Origin of the sequence: Lewinella sp. 4G2 (genome assembly GCF_001625015.1) — a bacterium.
Taxonomy (GTDB): domain Bacteria; phylum Bacteroidota; class Bacteroidia; order Chitinophagales; family Saprospiraceae; genus Neolewinella.
Genome location: NZ_LVWJ02000014.1, coordinates 1,394,594 through 1,420,184, shown reverse-complemented (window position 1 = coordinate 1,420,184; position 25,591 = coordinate 1,394,594). Strand labels below are relative to the sequence as shown.

The 25,591-nt window shown below is 54.7% G+C and carries 16 protein-coding genes; 9 read left to right on the top strand and 7 right to left on the bottom strand.

Annotated elements, in window-relative coordinates:
• Positions 1 to 218: 218 nt before the first annotated feature.
• The gene (locus A3850_RS06885; RefSeq protein ID WP_068215135.1) at positions 219 to 1,268 is read right to left on the bottom strand and encodes a PKD domain-containing protein; all 1,050 of its coding nucleotides are present in this window, start codon (positions 1,266 to 1,268) and stop codon (positions 219 to 221) included.
• A gap of 640 nt (positions 1,269 to 1,908) precedes the next feature.
• Between A3850_RS06885 and pdxA the strand changes: the two genes are divergently transcribed.
• From pdxA to A3850_RS06860, 5 genes are all read left to right on the top strand, one after another.
• Positions 1,909 to 3,036 (top strand): 4-hydroxythreonine-4-phosphate dehydrogenase PdxA, encoded by a 1,128-nt coding sequence (gene pdxA / locus A3850_RS06880; RefSeq protein WP_068215134.1) that lies wholly within the window; start codon positions 1,909 to 1,911, stop codon positions 3,034 to 3,036.
• A 194-nt stretch (positions 3,037 to 3,230) separates the two neighbouring features.
• Positions 3,231 to 5,498, top strand: a complete 2,268-nt coding sequence (locus A3850_RS06875; protein ID WP_068215133.1) for an RND family transporter — start codon at positions 3,231 to 3,233, stop codon at positions 5,496 to 5,498.
• Positions 5,499 to 5,804: 306 nt separating this feature from the next.
• Positions 5,805 to 6,821: a GntR family transcriptional regulator gene (locus tag A3850_RS06870; protein WP_068219496.1), complete on the top strand. Its 1,017-nt coding sequence runs from the start codon at positions 5,805 to 5,807 to the stop codon at positions 6,819 to 6,821.
• An 87-nt stretch (positions 6,822 to 6,908) separates the two neighbouring features.
• Positions 6,909 to 7,568: a hypothetical protein gene (locus A3850_RS06865; protein WP_068215132.1), complete on the top strand. Its 660-nt coding sequence runs from the start codon at positions 6,909 to 6,911 to the stop codon at positions 7,566 to 7,568.
• An 84-nt stretch (positions 7,569 to 7,652) separates the two neighbouring features.
• Positions 7,653 to 8,570, top strand: a complete 918-nt coding sequence (locus A3850_RS06860) for a sugar phosphate nucleotidyltransferase (RefSeq protein WP_068215131.1) — start codon at positions 7,653 to 7,655, stop codon at positions 8,568 to 8,570.
• 49 nt (positions 8,571 to 8,619) lie between these two features.
• On the opposite strand, the gene A3850_RS06855 is transcribed toward A3850_RS06860, so the two are convergent.
• Positions 8,620 to 9,450, bottom strand: coding sequence for a sulfurtransferase (locus tag A3850_RS06855; RefSeq protein WP_068215130.1), 831 nt, complete (start codon positions 9,448 to 9,450; stop codon positions 8,620 to 8,622).
• A 227-nt stretch (positions 9,451 to 9,677) separates the two neighbouring features.
• On the opposite strand from A3850_RS06855, the gene A3850_RS06850 reads away from it, so the two are divergent.
• From A3850_RS06850 to A3850_RS06840, 3 genes are all read left to right on the top strand, one after another.
• Positions 9,678 to 11,318, top strand: coding sequence for an NAD+ synthase (locus A3850_RS06850; protein ID WP_068215129.1), 1,641 nt, complete (start codon positions 9,678 to 9,680; stop codon positions 11,316 to 11,318).
• Positions 11,319 to 11,780: 462 nt separating this feature from the next.
• The gene (locus A3850_RS06845) at positions 11,781 to 13,418 is read left to right on the top strand and encodes a S41 family peptidase (protein ID WP_068215128.1); all 1,638 of its coding nucleotides are present in this window, start codon (positions 11,781 to 11,783) and stop codon (positions 13,416 to 13,418) included.
• Positions 13,419 to 13,861: 443 nt separating this feature from the next.
• Positions 13,862 to 14,938: a quinone-dependent dihydroorotate dehydrogenase gene (locus A3850_RS06840; protein ID WP_068215127.1), complete on the top strand. Its 1,077-nt coding sequence runs from the start codon at positions 13,862 to 13,864 to the stop codon at positions 14,936 to 14,938.
• Between the two features lie 168 nt (positions 14,939 to 15,106).
• On the opposite strand, the gene A3850_RS06835 is transcribed toward A3850_RS06840, so the two are convergent.
• The 4 genes from A3850_RS06835 to A3850_RS06825 all read right to left on the bottom strand — a co-directional run bounded on the left by A3850_RS06835 (position 15,107) and on the right by A3850_RS06825 (position 21,976).
• Positions 15,107 to 17,353, bottom strand: a complete 2,247-nt coding sequence (locus tag A3850_RS06835) for a T9SS type A sorting domain-containing protein (protein WP_068215126.1) — start codon at positions 17,351 to 17,353, stop codon at positions 15,107 to 15,109.
• A 64-nt stretch (positions 17,354 to 17,417) separates the two neighbouring features.
• Positions 17,418 to 17,573, bottom strand: a complete 156-nt coding sequence (locus A3850_RS20560; protein ID WP_369916960.1) for a T9SS type A sorting domain-containing protein — start codon at positions 17,571 to 17,573, stop codon at positions 17,418 to 17,420.
• Positions 17,574 to 18,409: 836 nt separating this feature from the next.
• Complete coding sequence (locus A3850_RS06830; protein ID WP_068215125.1) at positions 18,410 to 20,944, bottom strand: transglycosylase domain-containing protein; 2,535 nt, start codon at positions 20,942 to 20,944, stop codon at positions 18,410 to 18,412.
• Between the two features lie 120 nt (positions 20,945 to 21,064).
• Positions 21,065 to 21,976 carry a M48 family metallopeptidase gene (locus A3850_RS06825; protein WP_231915291.1) on the bottom strand — a complete coding sequence of 304 codons (912 nt, stop codon included), beginning with the start codon at positions 21,974 to 21,976 and terminating at the stop codon, positions 21,065 to 21,067.
• A gap of 157 nt (positions 21,977 to 22,133) precedes the next feature.
• Between A3850_RS06825 and A3850_RS06820 the strand changes: the two genes are divergently transcribed.
• Positions 22,134 to 22,787, top strand: coding sequence for a hypothetical protein (locus A3850_RS06820; protein WP_068215123.1), 654 nt, complete (start codon positions 22,134 to 22,136; stop codon positions 22,785 to 22,787).
• 350 nt (positions 22,788 to 23,137) lie between these two features.
• On the opposite strand, the gene A3850_RS06815 is transcribed toward A3850_RS06820, so the two are convergent.
• Positions 23,138 to 25,318 carry a sodium-translocating pyrophosphatase gene (locus A3850_RS06815; protein WP_068215122.1) on the bottom strand — a complete coding sequence of 727 codons (2,181 nt, stop codon included), beginning with the start codon at positions 25,316 to 25,318 and terminating at the stop codon, positions 23,138 to 23,140.
• Positions 25,319 to 25,591 lie beyond the last annotated feature (273 nt).

Below are 25,591 nucleotides of genomic sequence, written 5' to 3'. Positions count from 1 at the left end.
CTTGGCGGAGTACTCGCCGGAAGCGGTGTAAGAGTTCGCAGCCACGCTAGGTCGGTGGCCCACGAATGATCGACTGTTAAGGACGCTGCTTTTTTGGGGGGAGCGTTCACCCCCGCGGGAAGTAAAATAGAAGAGGAGTGCCGGGACGGACACTCCTCTTCTTTGAGTAACTGGAACCTACGTTCCATCACTTGGTGTCCCGTGGGTTCTATGGCAAATTACTGGTCCTCCCCTACGCTTACGTCCGTGCTGTTGGGGTGGTAGGGAGAGTCTTCGTTCTCTTCGGAATCCAGGTTGTCACCGGCGGTGCGGCCCTGGAAGTCGTCTTCAAATACGATGGTTTCCGTACCGGAATCTGAGGAGTAGATCACGATGTCGTCCACGTGGTAGACTCCGTCGTTTACGGCAGAGTTACCGGCGTACTTCCACTGAAGGTTGTGGACACCGTCCTTAACGGCTAACAGGTGACCATCTACGTCGCCGGCACCACCGTTGGTGGTACTGATGGCGTCCGTAATTACGGACTGGCCGTTGATGCTTACGCTGTAAGTCGGTGCGTTCGTTCCGTCAGCAGCCCAGCTGATCTCAACTGGAGCCCAAACGTCAGCCATACCTTCGGGGAAGTTGGCCGCGGCGATGGCATCATCGGAAGCGCCTTCACGGAAAGCGTGCATGGCGTTGTCCTTCAGGCGGACTTCAACCAGGGCGAAGTCACCCGTAGTAGAGTTACCCGCTACGTTGATGAAGGCATCTTGGATATCCATATCCACGGGGCCAGCGGCTACGCGGTACATGAAGGTGATTCGGCCGGTCATGATTGAGTCTTCCAGCGCCAAACGCAGTTCGCCGGTGTCGTCGTCCTGCGTGTCGGTTACGACAGCGTAACGGTTCTTGGGTGCGGTAACCTCAATGGTTTCTGAAGCGGATTCGCTAACGCCATCAGCAGCCGTCACGGTCAGCGTCACGGTGAAGGTACCCTCATCGGAGAAGGTGTAGGTTGGGTTCTCATCCGTAGAAGTGCCGTCGCCGCCAAAGTCCCAGGAAGAGGAGAAGGAGCGATCAGTGATGCCGTTTACGACGGAACTGTTGGTAAAGTTGTAGGTAAGGGAGTTGTCCGCATCTACTTGGGAGGAGAAACTGGCAACTACGCTGGAGGGATCGGGTGGAACGGGGCCACCACCGTCATCATCATCCCCACAGGAGGTGATCATGACTACCGGCAGCATGAGGGCAGCCAGCAGGTAAAAGTTTTGCAAAATCGACTTCATATTTGTCTAATTTAAGTTGAACGACTAAGTATACTATAAGGTGAAAGTCTCCGACCGCCGCGCGGGGTACGCCGGCAAACGGAAGCCCGCCAATCCATAGATTCAAAGGTTAGGGACAACGTACGGGCTCCACCGGTCAAGACCGTACAAAGTTACACGGATAAAGTGGTCAACCAAATATTGGTCAACCAATCTTTGGTCAACCAATTAACTTTCTTTCCATAGCACCCGCGTCAGCGCCAACTAAAGCACGGCCTCCTATTGAATGGTCCCAGGTTTTTCAGCAGGCGGGCGCTGCCGCAGGTGCCGGGGTTTGGGATTGAGGAAAAATGGGCTATATGAATGTGGACGGGGTTGAATTTTGTGTGGGAGGGGATTGTAAAATGAGGGGGTTAACGAAAACTAGGGAATTAACGAAAACGAGGGGAATCATCCCCTCGCTACAATAGACGCCCCGCTGGGGCTAGCCCTGGAGGGGCGTCTATCGTAGCGAGGGTTCGACCAATCGTCCGCAGGACGTGCGGGAGGCCCTCGTTTTCGTTTGTCATGGACGTGCCGACCACCCTCGTTTTCGTTCATTCATCGTTCCCGGTTATACCATATCAAACCATCCTCGCCCCCATTTCCCTACCTTCGCCCCATGACTCCATTACAAATCGGCATCTCCATCGGCGACCCCAACGGCATCGGGCCGGAGGTGGTGATCAAATCACTCGTACGGGAGGGTATCCTCGACATGATCACCCCCGTCATCTACGCCTCGGAAGCAACGTTGAAGAGTTACCAGGGAGAGGCCGCCGAAGCCTTTTCCTATACCGTCGTCGACTCCGCCGAAGCGGCTGAGGACGGACGGGTCAACCTGGTGCTGGCCTTCCCCGAAGATTTCGAACTGAACCCCGGCGAACCCACCGAAACCGGAGGCCGCGCCGCCGCTCTCGCCCTCGAGCAGGCCGTGGAAGACCTCAAGGAGGGCAACATCGACGGCCTCGTCACCGCCCCCATCAATAAATCGGTGATGCCCAAGGAAGGCTTCCCCTACCCCGGCCACACCGAAATGCTGACCGAACGCCTCGGAGCCGAAGAAAGCCTGATGTTCCTGGTGACGAACGAACTGCGCGTCGGCGTCGTCACCAACCACATCCCCGTAGCGGAGGTGGCCGCCAAAGTGACGAAGAAGGCCATCGTCGACAAACTAAAGATCATGGACGCCGCGCTGCGGTCGGACTTCGGGCTCCAGCGCCCCGTCATCGCCGTGCTCGGCCTTAACCCCCACGCCGGCGACAACGGTAAGATCGGGATGGAGGACATTAAGGTCGTCCGCCCCGCCGTGGAGGCCGCCAAGAAGGAAGGCATTCTCGCCATGGGCCCCTTCCCCGCCGATGGATTCTTCGGTGCCGGCAAGCAACACGACTTCGACGGCGTCCTGGCCATGTATCACGACCAAGGATTGATCCCTTTTAAAGCCCTCAGCTTCGGTAAGGGCGTCAACTACACGGCCGGCCTGCCCGCCATTCGGACGAGCCCCGACCACGGCACCGCCTACGACCTGGTGGGAAAGGACGAAGCCAACCCGGCCTCCTTCATCGCCGCCCTCTTCCGCGCTCACGAAGCCTTTCAGCACCGGGCCCGCCACGAAGAAGACGCCGCCAACCCACTGGAAAGCCGGATGCACCTGGTCTACAAAAAACGCCCCCGCGGCGAAGGTGGCAAAGGCGGCGGAAAGGGTGGCCCAAGGAAGGGCGCCCGCTCGGGGAAGCCACGGTCTTAGGAAGGTAAAAATTTCTGCGTTAGCTCTGTTCTCTGGAACCTTTTGGAGCACCGGGCTTTGTCTAAAAAACTATCTCTTTGGGTTCGTTGGTCCTTTAGTGCTTTGGGCTGCCGCAGGTAACAGCGGCAGCCCAAAGCACCAAAATACCACCACGCAGTAGCAGCGAAGCTAATGCACCATCCGCCCCTCCGCCAATGCGCAAGTACCGCCTCCCCGTCCTCATCAGTTTTGCTTTCTTCTTCGTCGCGGCCGTCTACGGTTGCTTCCAGCTGAAGTTTACGTTTGATTTTTCCCAGTTCTTTCCGCGGGGGGATGACGACCTGGCCTTTTTCCTGGAATTCGTGGAGGAGTTTGAGGGAGACGACAATTTTCTGCTCGTTGCCCTCGAAAATCCGGACGGGGTCTTTGACTCTACGTTTCTGAACCAGGCCCATTCCTTTGCCCTCGAGGCCCGGGAATTGGAGATGATCGAAGGCGTCCAATCCCTGACGACCTTTAGTTACCCGTTGAAGACGCCCTTTGCGGTGACGACCATCCCCGCCATTCACCTCAACGAGCCGGCCCGGTTCGCGGCGGATAGCGCCCGGATCATGGCCGACGAGCGGTTCGTCAATAACCTTATTAATAAGGACGCGACGGCACTCGTCGTTCTGCTGAAGACCCAGAGTCTCATCAACCTCAATGCGGAGGACGTCGATGTGGCCAGTAGCCTCGATAAGGCGAAGGCACTCATGGCGTCCGTCCAGGGGCTGATGGACCAGTACGACTTTGTGGATTACCACTACCTCGGCGCCGCCAACTTCCAGCAGGAGATGGTGGCTACCCAGGTGCGGGAGGTCGTGGTGTCGGCCCTCATTTCCGGAGTGTTGGTGACCATCATCATGTTCCTGTTGTTCCGCCGGCCGTTGGGGATCCTGGTTTCGCTGGTGAGTATTGCTTTAGGGCTCGTCCTGTTCCTGGGCATCCTAGGTTTGCTGGGGCGGGAGTTGAATGCGATCGCCGCCCTTTACCCGGTGCTGATGATCATCGTCGGTACGTCGGATGTCATCCACATCATGTCGAAGTACATCGATGAATTGCGGGCTGGTAAGGACAAGGAAACGGCCATCCGGATCACCATCAAGGAAATTGGGTTGGCGACTTTGTTGACCTCCCTCACTACGGCCGTCGGGTTTGCGACTTTGCTGACGAGCCGGGTGGACCCCATTCGTGATTTCGGCATCAACGCCGCCCTGGGAGTTCTAGTCGCGTTCGTGACGGTGATTCTGTTTACCACGTCGTTGTTGTCCTACCTCAGTGTGGACCAGATCGTTAAGATTGGGCGACAGCAAGCCTTTTGGGATCGCCTACTGGAACGGTCCTACCAATTCACCCGCGTCAGCGCCCAGAAGATCAAAATTGGCGCGGTAGTGGTGGCCATCCTCTGCGCGGTGGGAATCAGTATGGTGACGACGAACTACCGGATTGAATCGGCGCTGCCGCGAGGGAAAAAGATCACGGCGGACTTTCTGTTCTTCGAGCGCGAGCTATCCGGCTTCCGGCCCTTCGAAATGGCGATCACCGCGAAGGACTCGGCGAAGATCACCGACTTCGAGGTGATGACCCAGATCGGGAAGATCGAGGACTACATTAAGCAGTTCCCACAGGTGCAGAGTACGGCCAGCATTACGACCGTTTACCGGAGCATCAACCAGATGTTCAACAACAACCGGCCGGATGCCTACGACCTGCCGGAGGACGAGGCGACCTACCGCAAATACCAGCGCCTGGCCAAGCAGATACCGCCCGGCAACCTCAACGTGCTGATGAACGAGGACCGCACCAAAGCCCGGATCACCAGCCGTTTCGGCGACCTCGGCGCCGACAGCGTAAAAGTGTTTATGGACCGGACCTACGCGTGGATCAACACCAACGTGGACACCTCGTTGGTGGACGTGCGCGCTACCGGCACCGGTGTCATCATCGACAAAAACGCAGAATATATTCGGCGCAACCTGCTGCAGGGTTTAGGGCTGGCCATCTTGATCGTTTGCGTACTGATGGGCTTCCTGTTCAAAAGTTGGAAGATGTTGCTCATCAGTCTCGTACCGAATCTATTGCCCTTGCTGCTGGCCGGCGCCATGCTGGGCTTTTTGGGGATTGAGCTCGAAGCCGGTGTCAGTATCGTCTTCGCCATCATTTTCGGGATTGCGGTGGACGATACGATTCACTTCCTGGCCAAATACCGCCTGGCGCGGGGCCGGGGGATGGGCGTGGAGGAAGCGATTCACCTGACATTCAAGGAGGCGGGCAAGGCGATCGTCCTGACGTCGATCGTGCTCTTTTTCGGCTTTCTGGTGATGCTCTTCAGCATCAATCCGCCGAGCGTAACGATTGGTTTGTTGATCAGCCTGACGCTGGCGAGCGCGGTGGTGAGTGACCTGCTGCTGATCCCCTTATTGCTGCGGTGGCTGGATAAGTAGCTTGGCCCGGGGATAGTTCTATACTGCTGCTTTCTTTTTTCCGTACCCCCAATGCTGCTGCTACGTGAGCACTTCCGGATTATTTCTGTGTCAGTTCAACACGGGTATAACCCCAAAAACGTTGGCTTTACCCTCTATATTTAGGTATCCATTCGGAGTCATTTACTCTACCATCATTGTATCTTTGGTGGCGAATGACCGGGGCCTCTTTTCGTAATAATGGTACAGCGCCCGGCTTTGGTTAGCGCGGTTGGTAAGAGCCAGGTATATCCCTGCATCCTCGCCCCACCGTCGAAATACTGCTTCTTGCTACTAGGTATTAAAGTTCAACACAACTCCATCACCCCGATCTACCAGCAGATCGTGAATAGTGTGGTGCACGGTATAGAAGTCCGGGATTTTCAGGCCGGGGATAAGCTTCCCTCGATCAACGTCGTCAGCGCCCGGCTGGACATTGCGCGGGGGACGGTCGAAAAGGCCTACCGGGAGCTCCGCGAACGGCAAGTGATCGATTCCGTCCAGGGCAAAGGCTACTTCATCCGCCGGGCGGACCTGCGGACGAAGCGGCGAGTATTTCTGATCTTCAACAAGTTGAGCGCCCACAAAAAGTTGATCTACGATGCTTTCGTGGAAACGCTCGGGCCAGAAGTGATCGTGGATTTCTTCGTGTACAACAACTCTTTTCCCATTTTTCGGGATCTGCTGCTCAATGCCGGAGAGCTACACACCCACTACGTGATCATTGGCCACTTCTACGGTGGGGAACAAAAAGCCGTGGAATTGATCAATGAATTACCAAAGCACAAATTGGTGATCCTCGATAAGGAGATCCCCGGGCTGAAGGGCAACTACGCGGCGATTTACCAACCCTTCGAAAAAGACATCCAGCGGGCCCTCAACCAGGCGATTGAACCGCTGAGGAAGTACCCCCGGCTGAAGATCATCTTCCCCCACGATACTTACCACCCCAAGGCCATCCTGAATGGCTTCCAACGCTTCGTCATCGACCACGGCTTCCGGGGTTACGTAGTTTCCGATATCAGCGACCACGACATCGAGGTGGGAGATGCTTACATCACGCTAATGGAAGCCGACCTTGTCACCCTCATCAAGCGCGTTAAGGATGCCGGCCACCGGGTGGGGAAGGACATTGGCATCCTCTCTTACAACGATAGCCCGCTGAAGGAGATCTTGCTGGACGGCATTTCTACCCTTTCCACCGACTTCGCCGGCATGGGGCGCCGGGCCGCGGAGATGATCCTCAACAAGGAGGTGGCCCACGAGGAAAATGCCTTTAACCTGGTACTGAGAAATAGTCTGTAGCACCCCCTTTGGGTTTCCGACCGATTTAGGCTGATTTTTGACGGGAATCAGGCAAACCCAAAGCTCCCTTCCCGACTTTTACTCCCGATGCAAGCGCGCCACTACTCCCAGCTCTACCGCCACCTGCGGGACGTTGATCCCCGGGACTACCAACGGATCATCCGTTTGTACGAGGAGAAGGAGCAGGAGATCGGCCGGCTGGACGTGCTCGAAAATTTTGAGCTCACCGTTTCCTACGCGGACGCTCTTTTCGCCACCGGTGCCTACCGCCAGCACTTCATGATGGTGGACCTCGTGATCGAAACCTGCATGCGCCATAACATCAACCGCGTTGAAGGCATCGAGGGAGACGTATTTCACCACCTGCTCTTCAAAAAGGCAGCGAGCGCTTTCCGGGAGCAGCGGTATGACGTAGCCGTTCACGTTTCCCGGGAATTGATCCGAATGGCGCCCGAACGGGAGCTGAACGTGCGCTTTCTGCGCGCCTGCCTATTCCGTCTGCAGGCACCAACGCTGCAGTACGGCCGGGCCATTTTTATTTGTTGCCTGTTGGTTTCCGCCGCGCTCATTCTACTGGAGATCTTGCTCTGGCAGACGACCTACCCGGATTTCGTGCCCCTTTCCCAAACCGCCATCGGCGTCTGCTTTGCGACGGGTATTTTGTCCCTGATGGGTTTCTACGGTTACGCTTATTCCCGCGCCCACACGGAAGCCTACGGATTTCAGCGCCGGGCGAAGAACAAATAAGAGGGGAATTACCTAATATTAGGGTCTCAAATGAGTGGACGGCAATTCCGACCGCTCCACCACCTTCATTATTTAAACCAAACCATGGACACAGCACAAAAACCAACCCTCGTTATTCTCGCAGCCGGAATGGGCAGCCGTTACGGCGGCCTCAAACAAATCGACGGCGTCGGCCCGAGCGAAGAGGGTATTATTGAATACTCTATCTACGACGCCATCCGCGCCGGCTTCGGCAAGGTGGTCTTCATCATCCGTAAGGACATCGAAGCGCCCTTCCGCGAAAAGTTCGACGGCAAGTTCGGCGATAAGATCAAGGTCGAGTACGCCTTCCAGGGCATGGACAGCTACGTCCCCGACGATGTGGACCACACCAAGCGTGAAAAGCCCTGGGGCACTACCCACGCGATGCTCGTTGCGAAGGACGTCGTCAACGAACCCTTCGCCGTCATCAACGCGGACGATTACTACGGCATCAAAGGCTTCCAGCAAATGGCTGGCTTCCTGGTGGCGGACGTTCGCCCCGACCTCTTCTCCATGTGCGGCTACGTCCTGCACCGGACGCTTTCTGACCACGGCACCGTCAACCGCGGCGTCGCCGTAGTGGCCGAGGATTACCTACTGAAGGACGTCAACGAGCGCCTCAAGATTCAGCGTGGCGACAACGGCGTCCCCTCCTACCTCGGCGAAGATGGCCACCGGTACGAGTTGGCCGATAACGACGTCGTGAGTATGAATTTCTGGGGTTTCCACCCCTCCATCTTCGACCGGATCGAAAAGGGTTTCACCGAGTTCGCCCGCGCCAACGTAGACAACCCCCGTGCCGAGTACCTCATCCCCGAAGTGGTGGACAACATGATCAAGGACGGTTCCGCCCAGGTAAAAGTCCTCGTCTCCGACGATAAGTGGTACGGCGTCACCTACCAGGAAGATAAGCCGAAGGTACAGGAAGCCTTTGCGCTGTTGGTGGCGGAGAATACTTACCCTAGCCCATTGTTTAGTTAACAGTCTGTAGTCTATAGTCTGTAGTACCTCCACCACTGCAAACTATAGACTACAGACTCAAGACTATAAATTCACTCCAGCTCCCCGCATACAGCGTACCCATCCGCCCGAAAGCCCGTTCAAAGGCCAGCAGGTTATGGCACGCCGTCACGCCGGAGCCGCAGTAGAAAATTGGATCATCCGCTTTGTCACCCAGTGTGGCGAAGCGGATTTTCAGTTGGTCCTGGTCTTTGAAAGTGCCGTCAGCGTTCAGGTTGTCCGGCCAAGGGTAATTCACCGCGCCGGGGATGTGGCCGGCCACGGGGTCGATCGGTTCGTGTTCCCCGCGGTACCGTTCGGCCGTTCGGCTGTCCACTAGCGTAGCGCTTTCGTCCAGTTGTCGGATTTGGGCGCTGCCGCAGGTGCGTAGTTGGTAGGTACTTACGGGATAGGCCGCTGCACCCCGTCGGTAATCCGTAGCGGGAAGGGGAACTTGCTCCGTTTGGACCGGTAAGTTGGCGTGGACCCAAGCGGGGTAACCACCGTCTAGCACCCGAACGTTTTCGTGGCCGATGGCACGGAGCATCCACCAAAGGCGGGCCGCCAATGCGCCACCCTTGTCATCATACACCACCACCTGTTTACCGGCGTCCAGATCGAACAGGGACATTTTTGCCGTAAAGACTTCCACCGGTGGCAGCGGGTGGCGGCCCGTTTTGCCTGGAATAATCTCGCCGGAAAGATCATCATCCATGTGTAGGTGATAAGCACCAGGGATATGGCCTTCCCGAAAGGATGTCCGGCCAGCCTCCACGTCGAAGAGGTTGTGGCGGACATCAAAGACGAGCAAGCTGGGGTCTTCCAGTAAATCCTGGAGTTGGGAAGGAGTAATCAGGGACATAGTCGAAGGTAAGTGTGTATCGAAGGTTGGCTGACCTCAGCTCAGTAATCTGGCTAAGATGGTTGCTAGTTAATACCCTGGATCGTTGATTGGTTCCCATCTGCGACCACCGATAGCGACACCCCTGCATTCCGTAGATTTACCGTCGACAATAATAGGAAGCCTATACTTAGTTTGTTTTCTAAACTAAGTGTACCTATCTTTGTTCTACCATCAAACCATCGACCATGAATATCGCCCTCGCCCAAATCAACGTCCACGTCGGAAATTTTGCCGCCAACCTTGAAAAGATGCTGCGGCACGTCGCAAGCGCCAAAGAGCAGGGCGCCGACATCGTCGTCTTCCCCGAACTGGCCACGACCGGCTATCCACCGCGGGATTTCCTGGAGTTTGACGATTTCATCGATAAGGCCGAAGAAGTGGTCAATGAATTGGCCAAGGCAGCCGAAGGTATTGCCATCATCGTCGGTTCCCCGTCGCGCAATCCCGTCGTGGAAGGGAAGGATTTATACAACAGCGTCTACTTCCTCTCCGGAGGCCGGATCCAACAAGTACAGCACAAGACCCTCCTCCCGACCTACGATATTTTCGATGAGTACCGCTACTTCGAGCCGGCTCACGAGTGGAACGTCGTCCGGTACCAGGACAAGACCATCGCGATGGTCGTCTGCGAAGACAGCTGGAACGTCGGCAACGAAAACCCGCTCTATAAGATCAACCCGATGGATCAGATGATGGAGCAAAAGCCGGACCTGATCATCAACGTGTCGGCCTCCCCCTTCGATTACGAGCACGCCGCCGACCGCGTCCGCACCATGCGGGCCAACGTGGACCGTTACGGCATCCCCCTCTACCTCGTTAACCACGTCGGTGCTCAAACGGAGGTGCTCTTCGACGGTGGATCCGTCGTCATCAACCAGCAGGGAGAGGTGATCGATGAACTGCCCTACTTCAAAGAGGCCATGCGCATCTTCAATACGGAGGAAGTCCGTAGCGGAGACAACGCTACTGGCGAACAAGAGCGGGACAAGATGACCCTCATCCACGATGGTCTCGTGATGGGCATCAAGAACTACTTCGGTAAACTCGGCTTCAAAAAGGCCATCCTCGGCCTTAGTGGTGGGATTGACTCCGCCCTCGTCGCCGTCCTGGCCGCCCGGGCCCTGGGGGCGGATAACGTCCGCTGCATCCTGATGCCCAGCCAGTACAGTTCCGACCACAGCGTGAACGACGCCCGGCAGTTGGCGGAGAACCTCGGTTGCCAGTACGATCTCGTCCCCATCGAAGGTATCTACAACAGTTACATGGATGCCCTCAAACCCTTCTACTGGGGCAAACCGGAAGGGTTGGCCGAAGAAAACCTGCAGGCCCGCGCCCGGGGGATGCTCCTCATGGCCTTCTCCAATAAGTTTGGCAACATCCTGCTCAACACTTCCAACAAATCCGAAATGGCCGTTGGCTACGGCACCCTCTACGGCGATATGTGTGGTGGCCTCAGCGTGATTGGCGACGTCTACAAAACCGAGTGTTTCGAACTCGCCCGCTACATGAATAAAGACGGCGAGGTCATCCCCGAAAACATCATTTCCAAGCCCCCCAGCGCCGAACTCAAACCCGACCAGTTCGATTCCGACAGCCTCCCCCCCTACGACCAACTCGACGCCGTCCTCTACCAGTACATCGAAAAGAGCCAGTCTCCGCAGGACATCATCGAGATGGGCTTCGACGAAGCTTTGGTCAAACGCACCCTCCGCCTGGTCAACATCAACGAGTTCAAACGTTACCAGACGGCACCGGTCTTGCGGGTAAGCTCGAAGGCCTTTGGGATGGGCCGGAGGTTGCCGATTGTGGGGAAGTATTTGAGCTAGTGGAGCCCTGCCCTCCGGAGACCCGACCTCCGGTCGGGTTAACTGGAGCCCTGTCCCTTAAATTAGGTTAGTGGAGGCCCGACCTCTGGTCGGGCTTGGATGAACGTAAGTCTTTGGCCATCCGATAGAGTCGGATGTCAAGTAAAGTCGTCCATCGAGTGGAGTTAGGCCATCAAGTGGAGTCATCCATCGAGTAGAGTGAGCCACCTAACGGTGTGCCACCGCTACGCAGGCCGGCCCTTCGGGACGGGCAGTTTCAAGAATTCATCAAAACGATTTAGGTTACTCTAAAAGCAGTAATGACCTCGGCTTCTCCCCAAACTCCTCATACTCCCTGGCAACCGCCGGAGGCACCTAACTTCGGAAACCGGGACCGGAGGTCCCAGACCAACCGTGCAGGTCCCAGACCGTCTCCATAATCTTTCCCCCCACCAAAGCGTTTACTCCCCAGAACCGCTGAATATGCCCCTAAGAAATAAGCTCGTGGCCGCCGTAGCCGCTACGATTACCATAATCTCCCTCACCGCCGCCACCGTCTCCCCGATCAACGATAAGTTCTTCGAGATCATGAAGGCCATCGAGGTGTACACCAACGTGTACAAGGAAGTCAACCAGTACTACGTGGACGATATCGAGCCCAACAAGCTCATGCGGACGGGCATTGAGGCCATGGTCGAATCCCTCGACCCCTACACCAATTACATTTCCGAAACGGACGTGGAAGTCGCTCGCCTCAACCAGGCCGGCAAGTACCAGGGCATCGGGGCCAACATTGAGTACATCGACGGACTACCCACCATCCTGACGCTGTACAAGGACCAACCCGCCGACAAGGCCGGCATCAAAACCGGCGACCGCATCCTGACCGTCGACGGCCGCGAAACGGAGGGCTACAACCGCGAGCAACTCGAGGAGATTATGCGTGGCTTCCCCGGCACGACGATGAAACTAACCGTCGACCGCCCCGGCGTCGGCAAAAAGAATCTGGAACTGCTCCGTGGCGACGTCAGCATTCCCAACGTCCCCTACTCCGGGATGCTGGCCGATAACGTTGGCTACGTAGCCCTGACGACCTTCACCCGCAACGCCGGCAAGAACGTCCGCGACGCCGTCGCCAAACTGCGGGCGGACAATCCCGACCTCAGCGGTATCGTGATCGACCTGCGCGGTAACGGCGGTGGCCTCCTGAATGAGGCCGTCGACATCGTCAACATCTTCGTACCGAAGGACGAACTCATCGTCACCACCAAGGGGAAAGTCCGGGATTGGGACCGCAGCTACAAGACCAACAGTAATCCGCTGGATCTCGAGCTACCCGTCGCGGTACTCATCAACGGTCGTTCCGCTTCGGCTTCCGAGATCGTGAGTGGTTCCCTGCAGGATCTCGACCGGGGCGTCCTCATCGGCCAGCGCAGTTACGGCAAGGGTCTCGTCCAGAACATCATGGAGACCGGCTACGGCAGCCGCGTCAAAATCACTACGGCCAAGTATTACATCCCCAGCCAGCGGTGCATCCAGGCGATTGAGTATGTGGACGGCAAACCCGTCGACATCCCCGATAGCGAGCGGGCGGTCTTCAAGACGCGGTCCGGCCGTAAGGTCCTCGACGGCGGTGGCGTGGCTCCCGACATCGAGTTGCCCCTCCTCGGTGGCAAAGCCGTTACCCAGGGTTTGCTGGATAACTACATCATTTTCGACTTCGTCAACGAGTGGGTAACCAAGCACGAGACGATCGATTCCGTCGCCGATTTCCAGTTTAAGGATTGGGCCATGTTCGAGAGTTTCATCCAACGCGGCGATTTCGAATACAACTCTAAGGCGGAGAAGGCGCTCGAGAAAGCACTCAAGCAGACTGAGGAAGAGGGCTACCACGTGACCGACCAACTAAAAGCCATCCAGGCTCAGGTCGACCAGGAGCAGTTGGCCGCCATTCAGCAGTACAAGCAGGAGATCATCAACATCATCGAGAAGGAGATCGCCGGCCGTTACTACTACCAGCGCGGTGAGGTACAGATGGGCCTGCGCAACGACCGCGAGGTCAAAGAGGCCATCGCCGTTCTCAACGATCCGGCCCGCTACGCCAAACTGTTGAAGCCCTAGCGCTACACTCGTTCAGTTATTTTTTCATCAGTAATTGCTGCCGTGACCACGCCGCGATCGGATCGTCATACGTACGACACCACCTTTTGTAAAGTGTCAAAATTTCGTGACGAACGAACCAATACCGTTTGCGAGCGGTTTGTTAGAATAAAATGCGGTTGTATTTTCGTCTGCCTCCAGGGCAATTTCTAACACGATAATGCCGTTTCAAATTTGTGGATCTGATGACGATTCAGCTCCCACCAAGAATTTTTAGGTCGTCTTTTTTTCATGAGATTATGATTGTTTGTGCCTGGCCGCATTGCGGCTAGGCTTTTTTTTGGCCGTACCCCATCGTTCACTTCCACAATAGGGCGCTGCCGCGGGTGCGGAGTAATTGGAAAGGCGAACGTATGGGTAATCCCGGATCGGCTACCTTTGCCGGGGAAAGAACCCCACGACCTATGTACCAGGTACTCAAACCGCTCTTGTTCAAAATGGCCCCCGAAAAAGCCCACGGGCTGACCGTACAGGGCCTGGCCGCTACCCTGTCCATCCCCGGGGTCAGCCACGCCTTCCGGGCCACCTACCGGTTTGAGGACGAGCGCCTACACCGGACGGTCTTCGGCCTCCCCTTCCCCAACCCCGTAGGACTGGCAGCTGGCTTTGACAAGGACGGCAAGTACTACAAAAACATGTCCAGCCTCGGTTTCGGATTCCTGGAACTGGGGACGGTCACGCCCCTCCCCCAGGCGGGCAACGCTCAACCAAGGCTCTTCCGCCTTCCGCAGGACCGTGCCCTCATCAACCGCATGGGCTTCAACAACGAAGGGGTGGATGCACTGGTGAGCCGCCTCAAAAAGGAAGGGCGCCCGGGTAACACCATCATCGGTGGCAACATCGGTAAGAACAAGGTTACCCCCAACGAAGAAGCGACGGAGGACTACGTTAAGTGCTTCCGCAAACTCTTCACCCTGGTGGATTACTTCGTCGTGAACGTCTCCTCCCCCAACACCCCGAACCTTCGGGCGCTGCAGGATCGGAAGCCACTGACTGCGCTATTGTCTACGCTGCAGTCCCTCAACCAAGAGCTCGCTACCACCAAACAACGGACCGATCAACTCGGCGCACTCGGCACGCTGACGCACCCCAAACCCATCCTCCTAAAGATTGCCCCGGACCTGACGGACGGCCAATTGGACGACATCCTCGAGATCGTTAAGGATACGGGTATCGCCGGCATCATTGCTACGAACACCACCATCGCCCGCGAACCTCTTACAACGGACCCGGAAGCCGTAGCCGCCATTGGCAACGGAGGTCTTTCCGGTGCCCCCGTGCGGGCCCGCTCCACGGAAGTGATCCGCTACCTCTGCGACAAAAGTGGAGGGACGCTGGACATCATCGGCGTTGGGGGTATCGATTCGCCGGCGGCCGCCCGCGAGAAGTTAGCGGCTGGCGCTAAGTTGATTCAACTGTACTCTGGTATGGTGTATTACGGCCCTGGCTTGGTAAGGGATATTAATCGGGAATTGGTTTGATTGGGTTGGTGGTGTGGATAATGTTGGACCAAGCTAGTACGTGCTGACCGTACATAAAGGGATTGCTAAACGCTGTTGGCTAAAAGGCCCAGTTGAAATTGTTAAATTCTACGATTGGTTTAAGCCAATCGCGCCAGCAACATCAATGACTTATTGAGCTGCAATACCTCACTGAACCACAATCCGACAACTGCCGTGGATTCCCTCCTTACTAATAACCGACAAAACATACATACCGGCGGGTAAATCAGCAACTGTAAGATTCTCTTGTTGAGAAAAAGTCCGAAGGATTCGACCGGAGATATCCACTAAAGTCGCACGTTCTATATGAAGTCCCTCGATAGAAAATTGCCCCGTAGCTGGATTGGGGAACACTTTTATCGGTACTGCATCTACTTTCGGAGTTAGTATAGATACAGTTTCGTCTGCAAAGCAAGAGTCTGGTTCAGTCATGTCGAATGTATACCTAAAGCCGCCGTGCAATGTTTCCCCAAATAATGAGTAGCATAATAAAGGTTGGTGAACAAATACTGATAGCAGACCTGGCTGTTCGACTGGATAAAGCAAACCGGACGTTGATCCCATTCCTTCAATGACGTAAGCGTAAGTATCGCCTTCCGATCCGATTATATTATCAATGAGCGAAAGTTTCCACCGCCGGCGGCGCTCTCCGTTTAAAAGCGTAACAGTATCGATAGCGGATACGTAACTGTAAGTACTATCACTATCTCCCGTAAAATAAACCGGCTGGTTGACAATAGTATCTCCAACTTCCGCCGTAAAGTCGTATAACAGCAAATCTCGATCGTCCGTAAATGGAAATTCGTCTCGTTCAGGATTTAACAGATAGATTTTACCCTCCCGCTCCTTTAAGAAATAATCGGTTTCTTCAAAATTTTCTTCCCCACTTTTCTCACTGCTACGAAGTAATTGGTAATAGTAATCGCCTTCAAGAAGATATGAGTTCATAGAGAAACGATACCGATACGTGAAAACACCTTCACTAGAATTTGCACCATTGAAGGCTTTATTATTCATGTTCCATTGATAGCCTGGACTGAATAGACTATGGTAAGTACTGTCAACGCCCTCCGAAAGCGTAATTCTACGCTCGCAACCATAGCCATCTACACATCCATTCGCATCTGTTCGGACAATCCAACCATGATTACGATCTCCCTCATTTGTATTTGCCAGATCTGGTATGGTCCGCGCAGTTCCATAGGCGACTATGTCACCATTTATAGTTTCTGATAGGCTACTGAATCTAGTAATCGCGCAGTCATAAAGGGCTGGTATGTTCTCCCCGAGAGGTAATTGATAAGTTCTGAACCACAGTGGGTCACCTTGTGCGGTAATACGAGCCATAAAAGCATGGGTACTGCTGCAGTTGAGAAAGTGAAGTTCTCGGTCAAGTGTATTGCCTGCAATAATAACATCACCATTTTGAGCTACCAAAACTGCCTCAGCGGTATATTGTCTTGCGGTGTGTGGGTCATTTGGTAGCGCGGTCGCAAATTTAAAATCTGAGAAATCATCAAGGCTTGCCCTATGCACGAACCCTTTACGCCACTCTCCCCAAGGCTGACTATTTGTGATATCATTATAGTGGGTATAAATAAGATCATCATTACTTGCAATAGCTAACTTTTGTGTTGTTGCAAAGAAACTGCCCTCATAATATTCCTGTTTCACCAGCTCACCTTCAGAAGAATACTTACTAATGTGTGTCCCGCTCGTTGGGTTCATTCCTATATTCAAAGGATGGTTGAATGCGGTAGCAGTATAGACTTGCCCATTTGAGTTCTGCACGAGCGAGCTACATTGATTTTTTTGAATGCCATGATCAAACAAATAAGAATTTTGGATGACATTCGTTTTCAAATCTACTTTATAAGCTGACGCAATTTCTAACGACACATCTTCTTGACGTATATGTCCGTAAAAATAAAGGTCATCTCCGTATATTTTTACACCCGTTATTTGTGCTGTTTGAACTCCTTCAAGCACTATTATTGTTGAATCTGCAACTTCTAAATTTTTCGACAACTTATACAATTTAATACCAGCGGCATTATCTATATCGTAAGACATTTGGCTAACCAGCAAGAGCTGATCTTCATACACATACAGGCCCTCCTGAAACAATCCAATCAAACCATTCAATTCGACCTGCGAATCCATGTTGCCATACTTATCTAATTTCATGACAATCGTCACCCAGTCATCAATTTGTCTGTGCGCATTGGTTCTGGCAATGTACTGGAACCCATCTGTGTCTTCCACAAAACCCGATACTCGATGCTCATCAGTAATTTCTTCCGAGTCGGAAAAGTACTTAAAGTAGGTTGTATTTTGGGATTTTGCACTTCCAAATGACAACACCAATAATAATATTGTATAGATATCTTTCATGGGTCTGAAAATTGAACGTAAGGCAGGATAGCCTGCCTTACGTTATACATTCGAGAATAAATAATTATTGAACTACAACTTTTCTTCGCTCATTTATTTTACCAGCCTGCTCAAAAGATATAATGTAGACTCCAGGATTAAATGCACTTAAATCAACAAAAGTGCTAAGCCCGTTAAATATTTGAGACATGACTATTCTACCACTAATAGCGAATACCACACTTATCCTAAACAATTCCGCGTTGCATAGGCATAGCGTATAAACACTATCGTTTAAGTTTGGAATACCCTCTTTTTAAGAGGTGACCCCATACATCTCTAAACAAGTTTTTTGAGCATTTTTAAAATCTTATCAGTTCTGACTTCCGGGGCCGGTTGCATCAAAGTGTGCTTCAACTACATTTACATCGCGTTCTTGTATGTATGCACTAAACAAAATTACGCAAGCATTTTCTAAATTGTCAAGTTCAGCCTTTCTTGAGAACTAAAGGATGCTATTTTGAAAAGTAAGATGTTTAAGATTGGTTCTTAAAATATCAATTTAAATATCTGATGAGTTATAAATGGATATTTTGATCGGGTTATAGAATAAAGATTACATAGCAATCTAAGTAAAATTTTACAAATAATGAATTTTTTTAGACCTTATTCATCTTCTAGCTTTTTATTCCAGATTAGATATTACCAATCACGTTTACCGTCTCCGCAATTTATCCTTACAGGTACTAAGAAGGGTGACCATTGGATAATGGCGCTTAGACCTACTCATAGTCACAAAGCGCCTAGAACAATGAACGTTATCAGTAACCTAGAAATACTTTGATTTTAACCACCTCATGCCGACAAAGCAGACCATGTCCAAAACCTCATTGAGACATTAAATCAGAACGATTGGATTACAAGATTAACGCGCGCTCATCACCAGTACTCCAGCGTCTACGGAGGTCTCTTAACCATCAAGCCACACGAAGCCGCAGTCAGCCTGGAATCCTCATAATTATCGATCTATTTTAGGACGGATCAACGACTTCCGCAGCCTACAAATCATCTACAACCCTATCCCCCAAACAACCGCTCCACCCAAAGCTTCCCCCGTTTCTTCCTTCGCTCCTCCTTCTCCCGTTCCCGTTCGAGGTAGCGGGCGATCCGGTTGGCGTAGTCGCCGGCGGACTCGTTGTTGCGGCGGCGTTTTTTGCGCATCATCCGTTCAACGTCCTGGCTGGGGAATTGCGCGAGCGCCGTTCTTCCCCCGCTCCGTACCGAACCCGGGATGGGGCCTTCCCCGGCATCCAGCTCGTCGACGTAGTAGACGGGCATCTCTTCTAGGTAATCCGGACATTGCACCAGCGCCAGCGCCAAGTCGTCTAACTCCGGGAAGTTGCCGCCTTTGTAGAATTTGAGGCCCTTGGCATCCTGCAACTTGCGCATGAAATTACCCCAGATCGGCAGTGCCGTAGCGGTAGCCGAACCCCGGCTGAGCGTGCGGAAATGAACCGCCGGGTACTCCGCGCCCACCCAGGTACTGACGACCAATTTGGGCGTGAAGCCCACGAACCAGCCGTCGCTCTGGTCTTGCGTTGTGCCCGTTTTGCCGGCGATGGGGCCAGCAAGGCCATACTGGCTACGGAGTTTGGCCCCAGTGCCCGAATTGACGACGCCGGCCAGCAAATAGGTAGCCGTTGCTGCGACGGTATCCGGCATGACCCGCTTGGTAGCTACGGGCCGTTCGAACTGGACCAGCACGGTACCGTCGGCGGTGGTGATCTTATCCAAAAAGTGGATGCCGTCGGGCCGGACGCCCCCGTTGGCGAAGCTGCTGTAGACCGTGTTGATCTCGGGCAAACTGGCCTCGACCGTACCGAGCGCCAAACTGGGGTTGGCCGTGATGTCGCCCTCAATTCCGAGCTCCCGAACCTCCGCGGCAAAACGGTCGAGCCCGGTGCGCACGGCTACGTTGACGGCGACGGTGTTGACGGATTTCGCCAGCGCGCCACGCATGGAATAAGCACCCTCATACTTACCATTGGCGTTGCGCGGCTGGTAATCCTGGAAGTCTTCGATGGTGAATTGCTGGGCGGGCGTGTACTCGCAGGGCATCATACCCTCCTGCAGAGCCGTGGCGTAAACGACGGGCTTGATGGTGGAACCCATCTGCCGCCTGGCCTTCACGTGGTCGTACTGGACGAAACCGTAATCAATGCCCCCCACCCAGGCGCGGACGACGCCGTCCCGGCCCTGGGTCACGAGCATCCCGGCGTTCAGCATGGTGAAGTAGTGACGCAGGCTATCAATGGAGCTCATCGTAGTATCGACGCGGGAGACGGCGATGGGGTCGTAGATGGTCATGGGTTTCGGGCGGGCCAGGGCCTCGTCAATCTCTTTCTCACTTAGTCCTGCCGCAGCCAATTGGCGGTAAGGTCTGCTGCGTTCGACGGCGTTTCGGAAAGCATTGTCCCACGGCTTTTTGCTATGGCCCCGCCAGTCGCGGGAGAAATTGAGTTGGGCCTTTGGCAGCTCTTCCCGCACGGCCTGTTCGGCGTAGCGCTGGAGGTGGCTGTTGATGCTCACGTGGATGCGTAGCCCGTCGCCATCAATGTCGTAGGGCCGGCGATCGGGGTGGACTTTACCGACCAGCGCCTTCTCCACCTCCGACCGCAGAACCTGGCGAAAGTGGGGGGCGCTGCCGACGGCAACGTTAAAGCGGCGGTAATCTGTCTTCAACTCAATGGCCCGCAGGCTATCCGATTGGCTCTGGGTGAGGCTGCCGTTGCGGGCCATGAGGGCCAGGACAACGTCGCGGCGATCCTGACTCTCCTGCGGGTGAGTACGTGGATTGTAGGTCGTATTGGCCTTAAGGAGCCCGACGAGGACGGCGGCTTCCTCCGCCCGGAGATCGACGGCGGGCTTATTGAAAAAGCGGCGGGAAGCGACCTCGATACCGTAGGCATTTTCACCGAAGGGTACCGTATTGAGGTAGAGGGCCAGCAGTTCCTCCTTCGTGTAGACCTCCTCCAGCCGGCTGGCGATGATCATTTCCCGGATCTTGGTCTTCAGGATGCTCAGGCTGCCATTGTGCTGCCGCGGGTAAAGTTGTTTCGCCAGTTGCTGGCTGATGGTGCTGCCCCCGCCGCTGCTGCGGTCTCCCATCGCGATGGTCTTGACGAGGACGCGGAAGAGGGCCCGGGCATCCACGCCCTGGTGCTCGAAAAAGCGGCTGTCTTCGGTAGCTACCAATCCTTTCGTGACGAAAGGAGAAATCTCGTCGAGGGGCACGCTGATGCGGTTGACGCGGTAGTACTTGGCGATAACCTGGCCGTCCTCACTGATGACAGACGAGGCTTCCGAATTCTCCACCAGCGCCAGTTCCGCAAGCGTTGGCATCTTGCCGTAGGCACCACCCTGAGCGCGGAGGAAGAGAAAGCCGAACGTACAAACACCCAGCACCAAACAACCCGCCAGCGCTAAAGCAGCGAGCCTCCACTTGGACGATCTTTTGATATACCAGTAGGTACCCCGCAGCGCCCGCGCACCAAGTTGGCCGAAGTAGGTATAAATCGCTTTAAAGCCGGAAACTGGTTTTTTTCGGGGCATACGCTAGCGGGGGATAAGGAAATAACGCTAAGGCTTGGGGCTAAATTGAATGGTGACCGTATTTGTCTGAGTCGATTTCGTAGTTCGGTCTACCGGTAGCAAACGGCCGTTCATTGACTTTTATTCGTAGGAACGCAGGTCGGAAAATCCTTCCAAAGTGATGATCTCCCAGGCGTTGAGGACGCGCTCCACCTCCGCGGGGTGAATCGCCGCCAGGGCGACGAGGGTAGTACCGTGGTCGGGTTTGGGCACGAGGTCGTTGTAGTATTCGGGGAAGTTATCCTTCTCCGCTTTGGTGGCGCGTTCGGGGGTACCGCGCATGGTACGGGTAGCATTACTCCACACCTCGAAACCGAGGCCGGCGTCGTAGCACAGGTTTTCCAGCTTGGCGATGGCGATCTCATCGCTGGAGTGCAACAGGCAACTGAAGGTCCGGTAGGGAGACTGCTTCAAAAGGGCTAACCAGGAATAGACGTGCGTCCGGCGGCGGTTGTGGATGTTGCTGCCGACGATATTGCGGCGGTCGTAGAGCACGAGGTCGCGGAAACGGAGGTCACTCCCTGGGTGAGGGATACTCAGGATCCGGGCCCGGGCGGCGTCGAGCGGTTGCATCCAGAGGATCTCGTAACCGGTCTCGGTTTTGATCTCGATGTTCTCCGCCGCGCCAAGGCGAGCCTTTTCCATGCCGAACTTAGCCCAAACGCTACCGGCCACGGTGAAGCGTTTCAGCCCGGTGGCAGCGTGGCCCAGTTTCCACCAGGCTTCCCGGTCGTCGGCGTCCAGCGCCACTACTTTGGAGAGGTAGTGGAAAGCCGGTTTCCACTCCCGCCGGCGGTGGTAGATCTTTCCGAGCGCGGCGTAGGCATCGGGGTGGTCCGGCACGAGGCGAATCACCTTTTTGAGCAACTTGACGGCCGTGTACACGTCGCCCACCTTATCGTAGCGCAGGGCTTCTTCGAAAAGGGCTAAGTAATTCGGGTCCTGGTAACTTCCGTAGTCCAAAATTGATGGTTGGTTGGATAGAGTAAACAAATTGGCGAGGGAAAGTTGGCCAATGCCGGTTGACCCAAACGCAGAAGACGGCTCACTTAGCCTGCCGGACGGAACGGAAAGTTAGCTCAACAAATTTGTGTCAACGCTACAGTTAAAATACTTTTTGTTTTATATTTACGAAACAAACACAAATTGAATGAGCGCGCCCACTTCCAATATCTCCTCCATTACTTCCTCCCCCGTACACATTACCTACCGTCTGCACGGGAGTGTGTCAGAAGAAGTCCTATTACAACTCGGGGAAACCCGCGACCAACAGTTGGCCCTCCTGGAAGCCGAACTCAAAGAAGCTACCGACAAGGTGGAGCGCAGCCGCATCAACCAACGGAAGTACGAAACGCTGACGGCTTACGATACGGCACTCGTGGATGCCCTCAACGCCGCAAAGGGTGGCCCAAAGGTGTTGATGGATCCTGGTTTCCAGCAACTCATCATCAAGTCCTGGCGCAACCTCGACGACCGGGGCATCGTCTCCGTCATCATGCTCTGCGTAATGCGCAACCACGTCCACGTCATCGTAAAGGCACCCGATGACGTGAAGAGTGTTTCCAGCGCCGCCGTCATGGAATCCCACACCGGTTTGACCACCTGCAAAGCTCGGCAACACTTAGGCCTGGACGACCGGGACCTTTGGGATAGCGCCTACCACGACCGCCGCATCCGCCCCGGAAAATTCCTCGCGGCCGTCCGGCAAATTCTGGAAATCCCCAAGCGGGCGGGCCTGGCTAAATCCTGGAAAAACTGGCCAGGTGTGTACGTAAACCCGGAGTACGTGGAGATGCTAGGGTAGTGTGCAATTCGCTTTAAATAGAAAATTCTTATTACGTACTGGTAAGCGTCTTGCTTTTTTGTTTAATCACGATCAATTGAAATCTGATACAAATCTCAAGATATCGACTATGACGTCTCCCCTCTCCCACGGAGAGGGGCCGGGGGAGAGGGCTACAAAGGCAACTCAACCACAGGAATTTCAGCTATTTATCAACAACACATTCTGAGAATACTAAAGCGTGTTTAATCCATCCGCCAATTAAATGCAGACTTACAATCAGATTTAAAGGAGCCTCATAAAACCAACAATGGCCGCCCCGCCCAAAAGCGAAGCGGCCATTGCCGTTTAAGTGGATATCCTAATTAGGATTACACCAGGAAAGGTGCAATTACCAGAGAAACCACCGCCATCAACTTTAACAAGATGTTGAGGGAGGGGCCGGAAGTATCCTTGAAGGGGTCACCCACCGTGTCACCGACAACGGCAGCCTTGTGCGGCTCGGAACCCTTGTGGAAGATCGTGCCCTGAACGGAAGCACCTTCTTCGAACATCTTCTTGGCGTTATCCCAGGCGCCACCGGCGTTGGACTGGAAGATGGCCATCATCACACCAGCGGAGGTTACACCGGCGAGGAGACCACCGAGCATCTCGGCGCCACCACCGAAACCGATGATGACGGGCGTGATCACGGCAATCAGACCGGGCATCACCATCTCGCGGATGGAAGCCTTGGTAGAGATCTCGACACACTTTTCGTAGTCGGCCTTACCGTCGGCGGCATCAAAGATGGCCTGGTCAGCGGGCGTAAACTTGCTCTCGTCGGAGTCGTACTTACGCATGATCTCGAGGGCAGCTTTCAGTTCTGGGATGTCGCGGAACTGGCGACGTACTTCCTGGATCATGTCGTTCGCCGCACGGCCAACGGCCTCCATGGAGAAGGCGGAGAAGAGGAAGGGAAGCATCGCACCGAGGAAGAGACCAGCGGTCACGTACGGGTTAGCGATATCAATGCTCGTGATCTGAGCCGTCTGCATGAAGGCGGCGAAGAGGACCAGGGCCGTCAGGGCAGCGGAACCAATGGCAAAACCCTTACCGATGGCGGCGGTGGTGTTACCTACCGCATCCAACTGGTCGGTACGTTCGCGTACTTCTTTGGGCAGGCCCGCCATTTCGGCGATACCACCGGCGTTGTCACAGATCGGTCCGTAAGCATCGATGGCCAATTGGATACCCGTGTTGGCGAGCATACCTACCGCAGCAATACCGATGCCGTAAAGCCCGGCGAAGTAGTAAGAACCAATGATGGCGATACACAGCACGATGATGGGGTAAGCCGTAGAACGCATCCCGACGGCAAGGCCGGCAATCAGGTTCGTCGCGGCACCAGTAGCGGATTGGTCCACAATACCCTGTACCGGCTTGGTACCCGTACCCGTGTAGTACTCCGTGATGTAGCCAATACCCAAACCACCGGCTAGGCCGAGGATGATGGCGTAAAGGACACCCCAGCGGCCGTATTCAATACCACTTACCGTGTAAGCTTCGGGGACCATGGTGAATACCGCTCCAGCAGTACCGATCAGGAAGAGGACGGCTGCGATCAATTCACCCGTGTTGAGTGCTTTTTGTGGGTCACCACCTTCCTTCACGCGTACGAAGAAGGTACCGAGGATGGAAGCGATAATGCCAATACCGGCAATTACGAGGGGCAGCAGTACGGCGCCGAGGCCGCTAAACTCACCACCGGAAAATCCGGTAACGCCCATGTAACCAGCGCCAATTACCATCGTGCCGATGATGGAACCGACGTAAGATTCAAAGAGGTCAGCTCCCATACCGGCTACGTCACCTACGTTGTCACCAACGTTGTCGGCGATCGTGGCGGGGTTGAGTGGGTGGTCTTCGGGGATGCCGGCCTCTACTTTACCTACAAGGTCAGCCCCAACGTCGGCGGCTTTGGTGTAGATACCACCACCTACGCGGGCGAAGAGGGCAATTGAGGAGGCACCGAAGGAAAAGCCCGTCAGGACGGACAGCACCTGCAGTACGTTCGCTTCCGTGTCCATACCGAACTGGCTCTGGAACAGGAAGAAGAGAAGGCCGAGACCGAGAAGGCCAAGACCAACTACGCCAAGACCCATTACGGCGCCACCGTCGAAGGCCACCCCGAGGGCCGCGCCCAGACTGGTACGGGCCGCTTGCGTGGTACGGATATTTGCTTTGGTGGCAACGTTCATCCCGATGAAACCGGCCAGGGCGGAACAGATCGCGCCAATGATGAAGCTCACAGAGATCATCCAGTGCGTCCCTTCGTTGCTGTCCATCGCCGCGGAGATACCGAGGATGGCCGCTACGCAGACGACGAAAATGGCGAGTACGCGGTACTCCGCCTTCAGGAAGGCCATGGCACCGTCGGCAATGTTCTTACCGATACGTTGCATGAGTTCATTGCCCGGGTCCTGCTTGGAGACGCCGGCGGACTTGACGAACATAAAAATCAGGGCGAGGATTCCCAGTGCGGGGACCGCCAATAAAATAGTAGAAACCATAAATGTGAAAGTATTTACTTGTTAAGAAGAGAGGTAATCGGACGGAGAAAAGTGCCGGCCGCTGTCTTCAAGTACAAGCGAACTAGATGGCCGCAGAGGCGTCAGTGTAATTATTTTGATCGACTAGTTTGGGGTATTCTCTGCGCTTCAAAAGGTCGTTGACCCGAAATATCACCCAAAAGTAATACACGGCCCGACTTATACCAAGGAATCAACCTTAAGGTAGACTGCACGCAAAATTATCACCTTGCTTATCACCGAGCAGCCGTTCAT